The sequence below is a fragment of the Faecalicatena orotica genome (assembly GCF_905197545.1).
GTDB lineage: Bacteria > Bacillota > Clostridia > Lachnospirales > Lachnospiraceae > Faecalicatena_A > Faecalicatena_A orotica.
Window position 1 is genome coordinate 54,901 of record NZ_CAJJZH010000014.1, and the last position, 17,397, is coordinate 72,297.

Annotated in this window: 15 protein-coding genes; 12 read left to right on the forward strand and 3 right to left on the reverse strand. The window is 41.8% G+C overall.

Annotation, left to right across the window (positions count from 1 at the left end):
• Position 1: 1 nt before the first annotated feature.
• On the reverse strand, positions 2-1,225 hold the full coding sequence (locus tag ABIN22_RS21590; RefSeq protein ID WP_346911133.1) for a cation:proton antiporter: 1,224 nt from the start codon (positions 1,223-1,225) through the stop codon (positions 2-4).
• A gap of 176 nt (positions 1,226-1,401) precedes the next feature.
• Between ABIN22_RS21590 and ABIN22_RS21595 the strand changes: the two genes are divergently transcribed.
• The 7 genes from ABIN22_RS21595 to ABIN22_RS21625 all read left to right on the forward strand — a co-directional run bounded on the left by ABIN22_RS21595 (position 1,402) and on the right by ABIN22_RS21625 (position 10,394).
• Entirely contained in the window at positions 1,402-1,761 is a 360-nt protein-coding gene (locus ABIN22_RS21595; protein ID WP_346911135.1) for a BlaI/MecI/CopY family transcriptional regulator, read from the forward strand.
• Positions 1,762-1,767: 6 nt separating this feature from the next.
• On the forward strand, positions 1,768-3,363 hold the full coding sequence (locus ABIN22_RS21600) for a M56 family metallopeptidase (protein WP_346911137.1): 1,596 nt from the start codon (positions 1,768-1,770) through the stop codon (positions 3,361-3,363).
• 18 nt (positions 3,364-3,381) lie between these two features.
• Positions 3,382-4,776 carry a hypothetical protein gene (locus ABIN22_RS21605; RefSeq protein ID WP_346911139.1) on the forward strand — a complete coding sequence of 465 codons (1,395 nt, stop codon included), beginning with the start codon at positions 3,382-3,384 and terminating at the stop codon, positions 4,774-4,776.
• Positions 4,777-4,830: 54 nt separating this feature from the next.
• On the forward strand, positions 4,831-5,316 hold the full coding sequence (locus ABIN22_RS21610; protein WP_346911141.1) for a GNAT family N-acetyltransferase: 486 nt from the start codon (positions 4,831-4,833) through the stop codon (positions 5,314-5,316).
• A gap of 177 nt (positions 5,317-5,493) precedes the next feature.
• Positions 5,494-7,332, forward strand: coding sequence for a glycerophosphodiester phosphodiesterase family protein (locus tag ABIN22_RS21615; RefSeq protein ID WP_346911143.1), 1,839 nt, complete (start codon positions 5,494-5,496; stop codon positions 7,330-7,332).
• Between the two features lie 252 nt (positions 7,333-7,584).
• Positions 7,585-8,958 carry a diguanylate cyclase domain-containing protein gene (locus tag ABIN22_RS21620; RefSeq protein WP_346911145.1) on the forward strand — a complete coding sequence of 458 codons (1,374 nt, stop codon included), beginning with the start codon at positions 7,585-7,587 and terminating at the stop codon, positions 8,956-8,958.
• A gap of 296 nt (positions 8,959-9,254) precedes the next feature.
• A complete protein-coding gene (locus ABIN22_RS21625; RefSeq protein WP_346911147.1) occupies positions 9,255-10,394 on the forward strand; it encodes a GGDEF domain-containing protein in 1,140 nt (379 codons plus the stop codon).
• A 295-nt stretch (positions 10,395-10,689) separates the two neighbouring features.
• On the opposite strand, the gene ABIN22_RS21630 is transcribed toward ABIN22_RS21625, so the two are convergent.
• Positions 10,690-12,078 (reverse strand): MATE family efflux transporter, encoded by a 1,389-nt coding sequence (locus tag ABIN22_RS21630; RefSeq protein ID WP_346911149.1) that lies wholly within the window; start codon positions 12,076-12,078, stop codon positions 10,690-10,692.
• Between the two features lie 59 nt (positions 12,079-12,137).
• Complete coding sequence (locus ABIN22_RS21635) at positions 12,138-12,761, reverse strand: TetR/AcrR family transcriptional regulator (RefSeq protein WP_346911151.1); 624 nt, start codon at positions 12,759-12,761, stop codon at positions 12,138-12,140.
• Between the two features lie 382 nt (positions 12,762-13,143).
• Between ABIN22_RS21635 and ABIN22_RS23370 the strand changes: the two genes are divergently transcribed.
• The 5 genes from ABIN22_RS23370 to ABIN22_RS21655 all read left to right on the forward strand — a co-directional run bounded on the left by ABIN22_RS23370 (position 13,144) and on the right by ABIN22_RS21655 (position 17,390).
• Positions 13,144-13,296, forward strand: a complete 153-nt coding sequence (locus ABIN22_RS23370) for a nucleotidyltransferase family protein (protein WP_430517210.1) — start codon at positions 13,144-13,146, stop codon at positions 13,294-13,296.
• Between the two features lie 37 nt (positions 13,297-13,333).
• Positions 13,334-14,308: a helix-turn-helix domain-containing protein gene (locus ABIN22_RS21640; protein ID WP_430517211.1), complete on the forward strand. Its 975-nt coding sequence runs from the start codon at positions 13,334-13,336 to the stop codon at positions 14,306-14,308.
• 129 nt (positions 14,309-14,437) lie between these two features.
• A complete protein-coding gene (locus tag ABIN22_RS21645; RefSeq protein ID WP_118618749.1) occupies positions 14,438-15,040 on the forward strand; it encodes an MptD family putative ECF transporter S component in 603 nt (200 codons plus the stop codon).
• A gap of 106 nt (positions 15,041-15,146) precedes the next feature.
• Positions 15,147-15,920, forward strand: a complete 774-nt coding sequence (locus tag ABIN22_RS21650; RefSeq protein ID WP_346911153.1) for an energy-coupling factor transporter transmembrane component T family protein — start codon at positions 15,147-15,149, stop codon at positions 15,918-15,920.
• A gap of 3 nt (positions 15,921-15,923) precedes the next feature.
• Positions 15,924-17,390: an ABC transporter ATP-binding protein gene (locus ABIN22_RS21655; RefSeq protein ID WP_346911155.1), complete on the forward strand. Its 1,467-nt coding sequence runs from the start codon at positions 15,924-15,926 to the stop codon at positions 17,388-17,390.
• Positions 17,391-17,397 lie beyond the last annotated feature (7 nt).

Consider the following 17,397-nt stretch of genomic DNA (forward strand, 5'->3'; position numbering starts at 1 on the left):
ATCAGAGACGGAGATGGGAATCTCCGTCTTTGTCTCTGCAAAGCAGTTTTTTATAACTTTGGTCCATTCCAATCGCTCCCAGAGGGGCTGTAATGAGAATTGCCAATACGGCAACAGACAGAATGATTTTGCCGCAGGGCAGTCCCAATGACAGTGGAACCGAGCCGATTGCTGCCTGTACAGTAGCCTTAGGCATGTATGCAATCATGCAGAAGAGACGTTCTTTCAAATTAAGCCGGGTCCCTAAAAGACAAATATAAACGCCTGCCGCACGAAACAGAAGAGCAGTAAATATCATTACGACTGCTGCCAGTCCGGCTTCCATTGTATAACGAATGTCAACTGCCGCGCCTACCAGCACAAATAAGATAACCTCTGCTGCAAGCCATAATTTCCCGAATTTTTCGGACAGTCTTTTTGATACGAACGCAGTACTCTTCATTTTGAGTACACAGGCCATACTTACTACTGCAAGTAAGCCGGAAACCGATATGATATCTTTCAGCCATGTCTCAATCGCCGTCAGCATAAACGAAGTCCCAAGTACAATAATCACCTTCATACTGTTTCTGACACAATGTTCATGTGCATATGCAGTTTCAAAAAACAGGCTGAGGATAAATCCCGCGGCGGCACCCAGTACGATTCCAAGAAGTATGGAGATAGGAATATTCACAAAATCTTTGAGATTTGCATTCCCTCCCTGTGCCATGCTGGTAAATGTTGAAAATAGTACAATTACAAAGATATCATCGCAGGAAGCACCAGCCAGAATAAGCTGTGGGATACTCTTGGATGTACCGTATTTCATATCCATCAATTGTACCATCCTTGGCACAACGACAGCCGGGGACACTGCTCCCAGTACGGCGCCCATAACAGCGGCGTCTATTTTTGTGATACCGAGTATATGTGGGGCAAACAGAAAGAAAGCCAATATTTCAAAACTGGCGGGGATACATGACATCATAACCGCAGGCCGCCCCACCTTTTTAAGATCTGACAGATCGAGGGAAAGTCCGGCCTTAAGCAGGATAATGATAAGGGCCATCTGCCGCAGTTCAGAAGAAACAGCCAGAATGGATGGATCAAGCAAATCTAAAGCATATGGCCCTAAGACGATACCTGTCACCAGCATACCGATAATGCGCGGTAACTGAAGTTTCTGGCAGATGGCCGCCATAGCCAGACCTGCAAGAAAAATAAAAGCAAGTGATGTTAGCATAATAAACCTCCTGAAATTCGAATCTAGTATACAGTGTTACTTTTGATTTGTAAACCTGTTTTTGCCTAAAAGTAGATTTAGATGAAGATCAAACTTATCATAATACTCTTGACATCGCTGTTCTATTCGAGTAGAATAAAATTATATTCTATTACAGTAGAACGGAGGCGCGTTAAATGGACTTAAAACTTTTTGATTCAGAACGGCGTGTGATGGAATGCCTGTGGAGCAGCGGCAGCCTCAGCGCAAAGGAAATTGCAGGGCAGTTATCTGAACAGGTGGGATGGAGCAAGACGACAACGTACACGGTGATACGTAAATGTATTGATAAAGGAATTATAGAGCGTACCGATCCAGGATTTCACTGCCGGCCCCTTGTTACCCGGGAAGAAATCTGTACACAGGAGACTGAGGAATTGATCCAGAGGAATTTCGGCGGGTCTGCAGACCTCCTAGTAGCCTCTTTACTTGGAGCCAGAAGGCTCTCCAAGGGAGAGATTGAGCGCATGAAAGCGCTGATTGAAGAATTGAGGTGACAATCTATGATGTCCTTAATCGAGATGACTCTCGAAGGATCGGTAATCATTATGGCAATTACACTGGTCCGTTCCCTGACGATTCACCATCTGCCCAAAAAGGCATTTCTCCTGTTATGGGCCGTAGCATTAACCCGTTTACTGCTGCCGGTGCGCATATCTTCACCGGCAAGTATCTACACGGTAACACCGGGGCTTTCCGATGCCGGACGCAGCGGGATCCTGCTGCCGGGAGTGGCTGCGCAGGCGTCAGCTTCTTCATCCGGAAGAGTGGCAGTGCCCGTTTCTTTCTGGGCCATTGTATGGCTTGCCGGGGGGCTGCTGCTGGCACTTGGGATCCTGATCTGCCATATCAGGAACCGGCGGATATACCGTACATCACTTCCGGCGGAAAGCCAGTGGGTCAGGCAGTGGATCGAATGTCACCGCCTGAGGCGCCCTGTTTTTGTACGGTACTCGGATCAAATAGAGGCCCCGCTGACCTATGGCGTACTTTGGCCGGTTATTTTGCTGCCGGCAGAGATAAACTGGTCTGATGAGGTGCTGCTGGGATATATTCTGGCACATGAAATGTCTCATATCCGCAGATTTGATGCCCTGATTAAGTGGTTTTTAGCCGCTGCATTATGTCTGCATTGGTTCAACCCGCTTGTATGGGCCATGTATATACTGGCAAACCGTGATCTGGAGATTTCCTGTGATGAATCCGTGCTTCATCTGTATGGACAGCAGTCCCGGGCCGACTATGCACTGACACTTGTAGGAATGGAGGAACGCCGGACAGAATTTGCACCTCTGGCAAACTGCTTCAGCAGAAATGCCCTAAAAGAACGGATCACCGCCATTATGAAATCTCCGGAAAAATCAGTGAAGAACCTTGTGGCTTCCGCTGTCCTGATCGGGGTTATCACGATCGTATTTGCAACCTCTGCCCCTGCCGGGCGTGCTTCCGCAAGTGGGGTGCAAACCATATCCAGAGAAACGGTGCAGGAAAGTGTTTTTGATGCGGAATATCCTCAGGAACCCTCCTATACAAAGGCGCAGTATCAGAAGCTGCTAAAGAGGATCAAACTGAAAGGTTATGAAGAGATGTCCATCGCTGAATTTAACCGCAGGATAAATGCACTGCTGTCTGTGGAGAATGACGGGCAGCGAGAATTGTATGAACAGATTCTGGCTTTTCTGCCTGCTGACGATCCGGAAGCAGATTATCTCTGCAATACTGTTCAGGCATCCCTCGGAGAGTATTCGGCACGTATGGATGAGGTGTTTTCAGGGGAGCAGAACGACCCTGTGTTCTATGGTTCTGTCGAACTTGAACTGGAAGAAGATGTATTCGGTGACAGGGTCGTAACAGGCGGCAGACATGCAGACTATGAGTTTAGTTACCGCATCCTGCATCAGGATAAACTGACTGTAAAGGAAAGAGATGCTTTCCTGCAGAACATCATGCATAGTATGCAGGATTACGCAGATGAAAATTATGGAGATCCCTTTACAGAAGAAGGCCTTCGGAAAATTTTGACTATAGCAGGTAAAAAATATGCCACAGATAAGATCTCTTTTACCGGTGGAAAAATAACGAATATTGAAAGCTATTAAAGCGGGGAGGATAACAATATGTTCCATAAGAAAAAGCAGACAACCGTTTTGTTATTGATTAGTGCGGCCATCGCTGCAATGTCAGGGTGTGCATCCTCACCTGCCAGGCCGGCACAGCCTGAGGCTGTTTCGGGTACAAGGTATCAGGCATACAGATGGGGAAAACCTGTAGAAAAGTATACGAAGGCCGATTATGATTTTCTCCTTTCCTTCCAGACGGAAGGATATGGGAAACTGCCGGTGGAAGAGTTCAACCATAAAGTGCTGAACTGGGAAGATGAGGAAGAGTACCACAAAACAGAAGATATATTAGCCCGTGTTTCTGCCACGCTTTCAGAAGAAGATGAAAATGCGGACTTTATATTGGTTACACTGGGAAATACATGGAATGAATGTGAAAAAAAGCACTTCAATACATGTGAAAGAGAGAAGGCTCCCTGGCACAGCAGTCAGGCTTTATATGAGACCTACGGAGATGTTTTTGGGGATAAAGTGCTGCTGACGGGTGCATATGCAGACTTCAGCTTTGACTACAATCTGGACACGGACCAGAAGCTGACCGTCAGAGAGCGCGATGATTTACTGGACAGTATCGGCAATAAGCTGGAAGAATATATGATGAAGCAGCAGGCGGGTGCACTGAAAGAGGAAGAGAAGATGGAAAAAACGCTTTCTTCACATTTAACAGAACTGCTGAAATCTCTGGACGGGGGAATCACATGGGGCGGAACTGCTGATCTCGACTATTACTGGGATACCCCTTATGATTTCAGGCAGGATAACGGCAGTGAGGCTACAGATGTCTCTTCAGAAGATAGTTTCTCTTATACAAAGAAGCAGTACAATCTGGTGATGGAAAGATTCAAACCGCAGAACTATGAACAAATGTCTGTTTCTGAATATAACCGTACTATATACAATGCTTTTATTGATGATACGGACGATGAGGAGGGGGCAGGATATGCCTATGAGATGGTTATGGCTTCGCTGTCTGAGAATGACAAAAACTGGACATACCTTCACGATACGGTACAGAGGGCTTTGGATGAATACCATACGAGGATGACCGAAGTTTATACCGGTGAAAAGACAGACTTTTGCTGCACAGGGGATATCTACGTTCCACTGATAGAAGATGTTTACGGGGACAAAGTAGAGGTCGGCAGTGTCGATGGACAATATGAATTCACATACCGCATCACAGATGCCGCTAAACTTACCGTGCAGGAAAGGGAGGAGTTCATAAATAAGGTGAACCAGAAGGTGAAAGAATTAGCAGAAAAAGAGGCCGGAAAAGGTACTTTGGATGAAGCAGGATTTAAAAAACTGCTGGAGTCGGCTGGGGAAAAAGCAAGTACTCAATATATCGAATTCACGGGATGCAGTCTGGGGTACTTTGAAGTGTATCGGTAATAATTTATTAGAGAACGATGGTAGTAAAGGAAGGATAGAACTGACGGAGGTAATATGTTTATAAGAAAAGCGGCATTAAGCGACTTAGATGCAATAGCAGCGGTTGAAGCAGCGTGCTTTCCGAAAGCTGAAGCGGCTGACAGGGAGGCATTCAAAAACAGGCTGATGACATATCCAGATCATTTCTGGTTATTGGAGGATGATGGGAGAATCATCGTTTTTGTGAACGGAATGGTATCGGACAAATCGGTTTTGTGTGATGAGATGTATGAAAATGCATCTATGCATAATGAGTATGGGGACTGGCAGATGATTTTCGGTGTGGATACGATTCCAGAATACCAGAGGCAGGGATGTGCAGAAAAATTAATCAGAGAGGTAATAGAAGACGCTAAGAAACAGGGACGGCTGGGGGTAGTACTAACTTGTAAGGAGAAACTGCTTCATTATTATGAAAAGTTTGGATTTGTGAATGAAGGAGTGTCTGATTCAGTACACGGTGGTGCCGTATGGTATGATATGCGGCTGGAATTAAAATAATAGATATAAAAGGAAACTGGCAGGGCGAAGTGATTTATCCTGCCAGTTTCCTTTTGTAAGCTTATAAAATCTTTAGAAAATATTAAATATATATATAATTGACTCATAGATAGGCAAAGATTATAATGAGTCATACTAATTAACGATAAAGAGCAGATCAGGAAAGGAGATGATAAAGTGGACAGAAGAAAAGCATTTGCTTTGGGGCAGAGCTGCCTTGCAGTATTGAAGGTAGAAGCGTTTTTTAAGCCTGCCTCTGTTTTGGTAATAGGGCCGCTTTTAAATTGGATTTTTACTGTCTGGGTCTTGGGGGATACGCCGGTATTTAATGAGGAGATGTTCCTCAGCGTCCTCTCACCTGTCAGACTGATACTTACTATTGTACTTTTTCTGGCGGCCGCGCTGTGGTGCTGTTATGAGATCAGCTGCCTCCTCCATACACTGTATTGGTGCAGGAAAGGGGAACGGCCCGGTCTTATAGACATTTTAAGGAGTTCAGCAGAGACACTGAAGGGGCTGAAGCATATTTCCATCCTTTTGGCAGGAGTCTATTTTGTATTATTCCTTCCGCTGGTACATGCGGGATACCTGAATTCTCTGGTCAGCCGGATTGATATCCCGAGATTTGTGGTGAATGAACTTAAGAAGACCACTCTGGGCAGTATGGGTATTCTGGCTGGACGGGCCGGATATATTATACTCTTTCTTGCATTGGCCCTGGTACCACCGGCCATGTTTTTAAAGCGTACGAATTTCCTGAAAGCGGTACAACAGAATTTTTACTGGTTCCGCCTCATGCAGTGGAAGGATAAGATGAAGCTTTGGGGAGCATTTTTCCTGTGGATTGCCGTAGAAGGTGGTATTGTGTACCTGCTGCAGGGAAGACTGATTCAAAGTCAGGATTTCAATATATCGGTGCTGAAATATTTGGTTCATTCAGGGTCATTTCGTACAGGATTCTTGTATTGGACACTTCTTGTCCTGATTCAGTGTGTGGCAATGGCACTGATTTATCAATTTATGTTTGACATTCTGGATAAATACGAGGAGCTCCCTGAACTTCCGGGAATCAAGAATACGAAGGCCCTGGGGCGTACTGTTGCAGCCGCTGCGGGCGGCAGGAGAGCTCTTATCAGAACAGGGAAAAAGTTCTGGAATTCCAGAAAGCACAAAAAAGTCTGGGCAGGTTTTGCCATCCTGTTAATTGCGGCAGTTATTAACGGATATTTTAATGAAGCACCTCTGGTTCATAAGCCTCTGGCAATCGGCCACAGAGGGTGTATCTACGAACCGGAAAATACCATCGCCGCAGTGGAAAAAGCTGTCAGTCTTGGGGCCGACTACGCAGAAATAGATGTAAAGCTTTCAAAAGACGGGGTTCCTGTTGTTGTTCATGATGAAAGCCTAAAGAGGCTTGCAGGCATTTCGGGTAAGGTAGAAAGCATGACGGCTGCCGAGCTGAAGGAACTGACAATCACTTCCAATGAAAAACAGGGAAAAATCCCTACGTTTGAGGAGATGATTCAGGCAGTTCAGGGAATGAAGAACAGGGCAGGACTGCTGGTGGAGTTAAAGCCAACTTCAGACACGAAAGAGGAGCTTGTCAGAAAAGTGATTGAAGCAGTAGAAAAAAACAGCGCACAAAAGCAGTGTATATTTATGTCGATTGATTACAAAAGTGTTTCCCTGTTGAAAGAACAGCGCCCGGACTGGTGGGTAGGTTATTGCATTTTCGGCAGTGCAGGGAAGATTGAGGATGCTGTCTGGGATTATAATATTGATTTCCTCGCAGTGGAGGAGGGCGTTGCGAGCAACAGGTTTATGGAACGTGCACGAAACAGCCTGATTCCTGTGTATATCTGGACATCCAATAATTATGATGATATGGCAAATTACCTTCAGATGGGGGCATCCGGAATCACCACGGATATGCCCGACCTGGCCAGGGCGGAGATTGATAAATATCTGGAAAAAGGAAGGAAATATTATGTGTACGAGGGGGAACCCGTCAGGTGATTACCGTCCATATCCTTCCCGGTTTTCCATTTACAGTTAGTTTCTGGCTTCCGGGAGGTATGAATCACAGTTATTTTTATTGCAAATGAAAGCATTTTACAGTATTATAATATGGATAAGGTTCCAAGAAAAATAAAAGTATAAATATTTGCCCAATGTAGAATAATCTGTCGGAGTCTGCTCCTGCGTACTTAATGCAGTAACCAGTAAAGGTTCAGGATGTGGATGGATATAGATAAGGGGGGAAAGCATATGACGGAGGAAGACAGAATCAAAGAAGTGCTTTATAAATTTGAAGATGGAGGCCTCATTTCAAAGGATTTAGATAGCGTTTTGGAATGCCTTTCAGATTCCGTAGTGGGGATTGGAATCGGTGAACAGGGGTTTGTAACATCCAAATATGATGTTACAAAAGTCTTCCTGGATGGCCAGAAAAATGACAATGAAGTTTCCCATTCCCTTGATTTTAGCCGTATAGAGATACGGATGCTCAGAGGAGATATAGCTGTACTCTGTGCAGATGTGATTGTGACAGCAAAATGCCATGAAAAAGTAACAAAAAGCAGGTTCTCACAATCTCTTACCCTGATGAAAGATGAGAAAGATTGGAAAATTGGCTGTCTGCATGCCTCAGCGCCTGTAGTTACAGAAGAAAACATAGAGGCATATCCTCTTAGATTTGCAGATAAAACATTGCAAACCCTGCGGGAGAAAATAGGAGGCGAAGTCTATGCTGTGGAGGAACAGTACCGTATGGCAGTGCTGTCCGATACCATTGCATTTTATATTATCAATTTTTCAAAAAATATTTATGAAAAATGTCAACTGAACTGTGAAATATGCGCCTATGTAGAAGAAGGAAGCAATTATGAGCAGTTTGCCTTAGACCATATTGCAGAATATGTGAAGGAGGAAGACAGGGAAGCATATCTGGAATGTTTTTTGATGAAAAATATTAATAAGGCCTTTCAAAACAAAGAGCAGGAGGTTAAGCTTGAATACCGTATGCTGAATGGCCAGGAGGGCACCTACATCTGGGTTGTGACGATTATACGCCTGATCACGGATATTGTCACTGGCGAGAAGAAGGGTATTATGTATGTAAAGAATATAAACGATTCAAAGCGCCGCGAGATTGCAATGCAGGAGAGGGCAGAATACGATACAAGTCTGAAGATTTATAATAAAGATACATTTATTCAGTCCGTCGAAGGTCTCCTCAACCAGAGGGAAGGTATTTTTATTATGCTGGATATTGATAATTTCAAAGATATAAATGATACTTTTGGTCATCCGTTTGGTGATAAAGTGTTGATTAGAACAGCGGAGTTACTGAAAGCTTCTTTTCCGGACACTGCAGTTATCGGAAGACTGGGAGGGGATGAGTTCGGCATTTTTCTTCAGGAGGGGCACAGCAGGGAACAGATTAAGGGATATATCAGACAAGTGAATGACCATATATCAGGATTTATGTCTGATTCAGGAAAAAGCGGAAAAGTTTCCTTCAGTGTGGGGATCGCGCCATCAATGGGAAAAAGTTTTCCATATTTTTACAAAGATGCAGATGCAGCGCTTTATGCTTCGAAAAATGGTGGGAAAAACCGCATTTCTTTTTATGAAAATTGAAAACCGCAGTTCTTTTTACATTCGGGGAAAATAGTAAGTCCTTAACCCGAAAATAGGAATATCCCGTGGAATCAGGTGCCTTTTAGCATATGATTTTCCACAGGATATTCCTGTTTTTTTATTTCATAGTTCTTGTTGACACTTATAACAGTTGTATTTATTTTAAGTCAAAAACAACGTTGTTATGGACGCTCAGGCTGAAATATAGTAAACTGGATTTATCAAAATTTTTGAATATAAAATAAAAAGCCGGTATAAATGCCGCCCGGTATTAAAACATAAAGGAATCGAATCGTATGAATATAGAATTTTTGAAAAAATTGAGTTTTAATGATCAATTTGAACATGAATCCGAGCGGGAAATCGTGTTAAAGCGTGCAGCTGCTGACAGTTTGGCCAGTGGGAAAAGAGCAGTTCCAACGATCATGTTTTTCGAAATCATAATGCTGGGGATGTGGTTTCTGCGGGGAGGCTTTTTTAGCAGTATGGAGTATATTGCATATTTCATAGCATATACCTCCCTATTATTATGTAGTATAGCAGCATATATCATCTTAATAGCCGTAAGCAGGGATATTGATCATAGATATCATATTGTGGAAGTCCTAAGTGTAGTGTATGATGGATTTTTGATTGTGTGGTCCGTCTATATTACGGCTGTTGATACATATTACAATGGAAGCTTTTCCGGAATTATTTTTATTACAATTCTGGTAATTGTGCCGATTGTTTCGTTTGTGAAACCAGTTTTCTATATGATTTTTCATGTGGCCGGCTGCGGGCTGATTCTTATTATCATAAGTCTATATACAAAAGAAGACGTTCTGGCAAATATTATTAATTTTTCAGTTTTTGCTATTATTTCCTTAATTTCGAGCCTTACATATTATGGAGTCAGGATAAACTCTTATAAAAGACAGGTTTTGCTGGAGGAAGCAGCCGAAAGAGATGCCCTGTCCGGACTCTATAACAGACAGAAGCTGGGGCAGATGTCGCCTATGATATGGCAGCGCTGTATTGAAAAGAAGATGCCACTGACTTGTGTTTTGTGTGATATTGATGATTTTAAACAGATAAATGATAACTATGGACACCTTGTGGGCGATGAATGGATTCAAACTGTGGCGAATGTCATGAAGCAGTCTTTCCAAAACGATTTGTGCTTTCGGTATGGGGGTGAGGAATTCATTGTGATTCTCCCAGGGAGGGATCTGGAGGCTGCCGTCCATGTAGTGGAGACGATACAGACAGGACTTAAGGCACTTCAGGAAAAACCGGGCGGCATAGATGTTACATTAAGTTTCGGAATTTACGAGGGGCAGCCTTCGGTGGAAGGTGACAACATTGAGAAATTCTTTTCAAAAGCGGATGCCCTCATGTATCAGGCAAAACGAAATGGTAAGAACCAGTATTGTTCAGAATGTGAAAAGGATTGAGGCCTGTGTCGTTATAACCACCGTTATATATAAAAGATGGCTGCATTATGCATGAATTTACGCAGGCTGAAATCAGACAGTTGGCTACAGATGAAATATTTTATTGGGAGTCTGTTTATAAAAGTACACCAAAAAATCGGAAGTCATCTACAAGCAACAGGATTTCTTCCGATTTTTTTCACATATAGTGTGCGGGGATTGCTTAATTATTTATTTTAATAATTTCGCGACACCCTCTTTTGCTGTTAATATAGTTATGTTCAGAGAAACGGATTAAGAAAACTGCTTGCAGGGCTTAATTACGCCGTATAGCCTGCATTTTTCTATTTTGCGTACTGGTTCCTATTTTCCGGAAAGTTGAAATTATCAGACAAAGAGAAAGGATCAGAACCAGTAGATCCGTAATCACAGGCGCAAAGAATACGCCGTTTATCGCCGCCTTTGCCGGATACAGTTTGGGCAGCAGGAAGATGAGGGGGATAAAGAAGGCAATCTGGCGGAGTATCGTCAGTAAAGCAGCTTTGCCGCCCTGTCCCAGTGACTGGAATAAGGTTATGGTCATGATCATGAGGCCCAGTGTGATGTAGCTGGAGAAAAAAATCCGGAGGTTGCTTACACCAGTATTTACAAGGGCAGGGTTATCTGCTATCAGCATGGATAACATAGCTTTTGGTGCCAACATGACAGGCAGGTAAAAGATAAGGGATAAGGCTGTCGCACCGGTAACGAACACCCGCATCAGAGTTTTTACACGGCTGTAGTCCTTTGCTCCATAATTTGTGCCGGCTGCCGGCTGAAAGCCCTGGCTCATGCCCCATAGTGGTATAAAAGCAAATGCCTGAAGGCTCAGTGCTGCACTTAGGACTGTCTGCCATTCGCTGCCTCCATATTTTTGTGCTGCACTGTACATAACGGTCTGCTGGACGAGCTGCATTACCTGCATCAGCATTGCTGATACACCAACACCCAACACCTCCGGCAGAAGTTTTTGGTCAAGTTTTAGGCGGTTAATCCGGACATTCTTACTTTTTATGGTAAAATACCATAATGTGAAACATGCCTGAGTGAACTGAGAAAGGATTGTGGCATATGCAGCACCTTCCACTGATTTCAGGAGCCATAGGAACAAAGGATCGAGAATAATATTTAGGGCAGCGCCAAGTCCCATAATCAACATAGCCTTTTTAAGCAGTCCTTCTCCCCGCATGACCATATTGGCTGATTGGGCGAAGTTAACGAAGAGTGAACCGATAAAGATAATGCGCAGATAGCGCACGCCAAGCTCCATGATTTCATTTTTTGCACCAGCCAGTGTCAGAAGCTGTCTGGTAAAAATCGTACCTAATACGGTTACTGCCAGTGACAGGACAATAATGCATACGGATAGGTTTCCCATGATACGGTCAACGGTATCCCGGTCATTTTTGCCGACTGCCCGGGATAGAACAGATGCAGATCCGACACCGATCAAAGTGGATATTCCGCTGTTAATCAGTGTAAAAGGATAAGAAACCTTCACAGCTGTCATAGCTGCCGATCCAATCATATTCCCGACGTAGACGGCATCCATAAAATTATACAGGCCAATGACCACCATTCCTATGATGGCGGGCAGGCTTAGAGACACCATCAATCGCCACGGATTTTCTGTCAGTAACTGTGTTCTTGTGTCTTGGGCACTCATAACAATAATCCTCCTTCTTGAGTTAGTAAAAACTAACTTTACATTAAAAAAATACAGTCTTAAGGTAACGGTGAAAAAAGATCCCTCCAGCCGCAGCAGAAAAAGCGTTTGAGCTGAAGAAAATATGTTTTTGCTTCTTCCCGGTCCATGTCACGGACTACAATTTCAAATACACCCATCCAGTAAGCACTGGAGAGTGTCTGTAAAAGGCTTAACGACAGACGGCCAGACTCAAGAGCATCGTTGTGGATTGCCTGTATATAGTGCTGTGTCTGTGCTGCTTCGAGTTCTGCAATGCGGTGTATGAAATTGCTGAAGGCTGAACTTTCTGCCTTACTGGATAAAAGCTTGAAGGCTTCAAAATGGTCAAAAATATTGTCAAGAATCCGGTCCATCATACCCATTTTGTAGCTGATCATATCATCAAAGGGCATTTCACTGTTATTTTGGTTGAATATTTCAATTTCTTCTTCACACATTTTCAAAAAGTCATCGCAGGCGCCATCGACAATGGCGGAAAAAAGACCGGCCTTGTCTCCAAACCGCACATAGATTGAGCTGGTGCTTGTATTTGCAGCTTCGGAAATTCTACGCAGAGAAGCGTCTGCGTAACCTTTTTTTAAAAATTCCTTTGCAGCACAACACAGAAGCTGCTCGGTTACACCTTCAATTTGATTTGCCATTTTTATAAGCCTCCAATCTATAACGATGTTATATAACACTGTTACAGATTATAAAACTACTAATTTGGATTGTCAAGAGTTTTTGGAATTTTCTAATGAAAATTATTCTCAGTTGGTTTGAAAATCTTCAGTAGATACTGTGATTAAAATTCTTTATAATTACATAGAAGATTTGAGGAAGTCAGCAAGACAGACACATAATCCGATAGATATGATACACTGTAATTTTCTTATCCAGATTGCCAATATTCTGGAACACAACGATTTTCTGACCTCCCAATTTCAGCGCCTCAGGGAATTTAGCGCAATCGTCGCTGGAATTTCGGAAGAAAACGCAGTTACTTATCTCTAAGAGTCCGTAAGGCCTTATTATAAAGACTATATTGCAAATGCAAGAGAGTCCGGCTACCGCTCACTTTACATCACATTTTATGACAATAGCGCCCGCTGTTGTTTTGAGGTGCAAGTGCGCATAAAAGGAATGGATGATTATGCTGAAATTGGACCGGCGAACCTGCTTGCAAGCAAAATCTGATGATGCTAAATGTTTAGATGAAAAAAGAGGTGGAAAAATGACACAAAGGGATAACATGCTAAATGAACTTTATTCTGAATTAATAATGAACTCTCCACAGACATTTACAATGGAGATGCCTGCAGATGTTGGAAATGGGCGTATTTTTCAAACAACTACGAAACGTGGGGTCATCTTATCGGATTGGCAGATGAATTATTTTTCTGATATAAATGTTCAAGGGATTAACAGTGACGAATACGTCCAGATCATGTTCTGTTTAAATGAAGGTGTATCGTGGGGTGTTATGAATGAATGCAATTCAGTGAATATTCAAAAGGGGGAGTCTTGTATTTATAAAGGACACGGAAAAACAGAATGTGTTTGTTATATAAAAGACCGGGATTTTTCGTTTAAATGTATGAAAATCCCAATGTCATATTTTTCTATGCTGTTAACAGAATACTTTGAGGTTCAGGAAATACAAGCGTATAAAGAAAAACTTTTAGGGGGAATTTCGAAAGTCAATATTACCCCGTCAATGGAAAGAATTTTGGCGGAAACAAAAGAATTTATGCACTTTAGAGGCGGATTGGGGTATCTATATCTTGAGGCAAAGGTATTAGAGCTTTTGGCTGTATATTTAAGTGAAATATTGGAATTGGATATTTTAATAAGAAATGATATTCTGATATCCAAAACTGAAAGAATCTCTGTCATGGAAGCTAAACGTATTATAGATTCCCAACTGGCATATGCTCCTTCGTGCGAAGATTTAGCGAAACAAGTGCAATTAAGTATAAGTAAATTAACAAAAGGATTCTCTAATATAGTGGGTATGCCGATTCATACCTATATCATTGACCAGAGGCTAACTCGCGGTGCGCAGCTTCTGATTGAGAGTAACTTAAATATCAGTGAGATTGCAGCCATGATAGGCTATTCTAAACCAAGTAATTTTTCAGCTGCTTTTAAAAAGAAATACGGCGTGGTACCAAAATTATACAAAGAAATGCAACGCTTCAATCTATAAAATACTGATTTTGGGTTTAGAAATATTGATTTTGGGTTGAAATTAGAAATTGCTATCTGTTATTATAATCACGAGTTAGTGAGAGCTAACTCAATGCGACTTCAGAATAACATAAGGAGGAAGATTTTTATGTCAAAGAAATTAACTGCAAAAGATTTTATTCTAACTGGAGCTTTGACGGCACTTATGTGGATCATTTGTATGATTATTAGTACAATCATGAGTGTGGCCGGCCCTGTAACAAATGTATTTTACCCGGCAGTAGTGGCCATTCCTAATGGAATTGTAATGATGTTATTGCTTGCCAAAGTTCCAAAAAAAGGAGTGTTCACAATATGCGGAGCTATTCAGGCGATTCTTTTCCTGTTGGTGGGTGCTTTCTGGTTTATTCCGATTGCATTGGTCGTGGGAGGTATTATCTGTGATTTCCTGGTTATGGGAAGAAAAAATATCACTATTAAGTCTATGGTTACATCATATGTGATTTTCAGCGGTGTTTTTGCATTTGGAGCTATTTGTCCGATTAAATTTTTGCAAAGTGCTTTTGTTGGAGCAATGGAGAAAAACAATATTGCTCAGGAATACATAGATGGTATGTTAACAATCACTTCTGTACCAATGCTGGTTGTGATTGTCGCAGCAGGCTTGGTGGGTGGCTTACTGGGTGGCTATATCGGACAGAAAATGTTGAAGAAGCATTTTATTAAGGCTGGACTTGTTTTGGTAAAATAAGATTAAAAAGACACAAATATGTAATATGAATAAGGTTCCAATATGAGTACCTAAATATAAGGACGGGGCTACGTTGGCGTAGTCCCGTTCATTTTCGGAGGAATACATGAAGGAAGATAATATTAAGCAAATAATTAAAACACAACAATATCATGGAACGGCAAGGCTTGATCCGCGATGTAAGGCTTTGTTATTGATTCTTCTTGGATTTACAAGCTATTTCTTGGGAGGTGATATTGTAAGTTTGGCTTTACTTGTTGTCTTTGCATTGTTTATTAGCCTTGGAAATGGGTCTATGTGGGCATTAAAAATGCTGTTGATTTATGTGATTATTGCATATCTTAACGCTCTGCTTCGATATGTACAGGTTCCTGTGTTAAGCGTAATTATGAGTGTTTTTGGTGTTACATTATTGAAACTTATTCCAATTGTTATGTTAGGGTTATGGATTTTGAGAACGACATATATGGATGACCTTATGGTTTCCCTGCAAAGAATTCATCTTCCACAAGCAGTAACAATTCCCCTTGTGGTAATGTTCCGTTATATTCCAACTCTTCGGATAGAGTATGGAATGATCCGTGATACTATGAAAATCAGAGGAATCTGTGATACGGCGTGGAAAAAGATGACACATCCAATCGCCACAATAGAATATATTTTGATTCCATTATTGATGCGATGCTTAAAAGTAACGGATGAGCTGGCAGCATCAGGAACTACGCGTGGATTGGAACTGGAGGCAAAAAGATATGCCCTGAACCGTATCTATTTCTCGTGGCAGGAATATGCAGTAATAATTTTATGTACTGCCTTTTTAGGTTTTCTTCTGTTTCTGGATCATACGTCCATTGGTGAGATTATTTTATGGAGGGTATAGTTGATGATAGAATTTCAGGATTTTTCATTCAGATATGAAGAAAGTTCAGAATATATATTGAAGAATATCAAGATGACTGTTCAGAATGGGGAATTCATTCTTCTGACTGGCAGGAGCGGTTGCGGGAAAACGACATTAATTCGGTCGTTGAATGGTTTAATACCACATTTTTATCCAGGAAAAATCAAAGGAAACCTTCTGTTGGATGGAGAATCTGTTTTAAAAATGGAACCTGCCCAACTGGCAGGAAAAGTAGGAACAGTATTTCAAGACCCACGCTCACAGTTTTTTATGACCGATACTACAAGGGAGTTGGCTTTCGGTTGTGAGAATATGGGGTATCCAAGAGAGGAAACTATATCCCGGATAACAAGAGCTGTGAGGGATTTGGTGTTGGAGAAATTTCTAAATAGAAGTATTTTTACATTATCCAGTGGCGAAAAACAGCAGGTTGCAATCGGTTCCGTTTATGCACTTGCGCCTAAAGTCTATATATTTGATGAACCTTCTGCAAATTTAGATTATGAATCTACAAAGAGGTTAGCTCAGATCATGAAAAAGCTGAAGCAGCAAGGTTTTACAATTTTTGTAGTAGAGCATCGGTTTTATTATCTGCGTGATTTATATGACCGGATCTTTTTGATTGAGAATGGCGGTATAAAAGAAAAATTCACCAGAAACGGATTTTGTGAGCTTTCAGATGAACGACGAGTTGCTTATGGGTTGCGAACAGTATTTCCGGAAAGAGATGCGGAAAATTATTGTGCAAAAAGACGGAAGACTAAAGAGCAACATATATTGCGCGCCAAAAAGTTAGGATTCGCTTATAAAAAGGAGGAACAAGTATTAAGTAATATCAGTTTCGAAACACATTCAGGGGATGTTATTGGTATTTTGGGACATAATGGTGCCGGAAAAACAACTCTGCTATCTATTCTGACAGGGTTATTAAAAGAAACTGATGGTGAAATTCAATATGATGGAAAAAAGTTATCACCTAGGCAGCGCAGAGCACTATCTTATTTGGTTATGCAGGATACAGATTATCAATTATTTGGAAGCAGCGTAGAAGAAGAACTGTCACTTGGCATTGAGTCGGATTGTGCAAAAAAGGTCGAGGAAACATTAGAGGCGTTGGAACTTTCGGAATATCGAAAAAGGCATCCGGCATCTCTCTCGGGAGGTCAGAAGCAACGGGTCACTATTGGTGCTTCCCTGCTAAAAGACAGCCCTGTTATTTATTTTGACGAACCGACAAGTGGATTGGATTACGAATCAATGATAAGGGTAAGTCACTTAATAGAAAGGCTTGCAGATTCGGGAGTCATCATTTTTGTGGTATCACATGATTTTGAATTTATTGTTCGTACCTGTACTGAGGTATTACAGCTTGATCAAACAGGATATATTCACAATCAAGAGTTAACTCCGTCAATTCTAAAGATGCTGTCAATAAAATATTTTTGTTAGGAGAGTT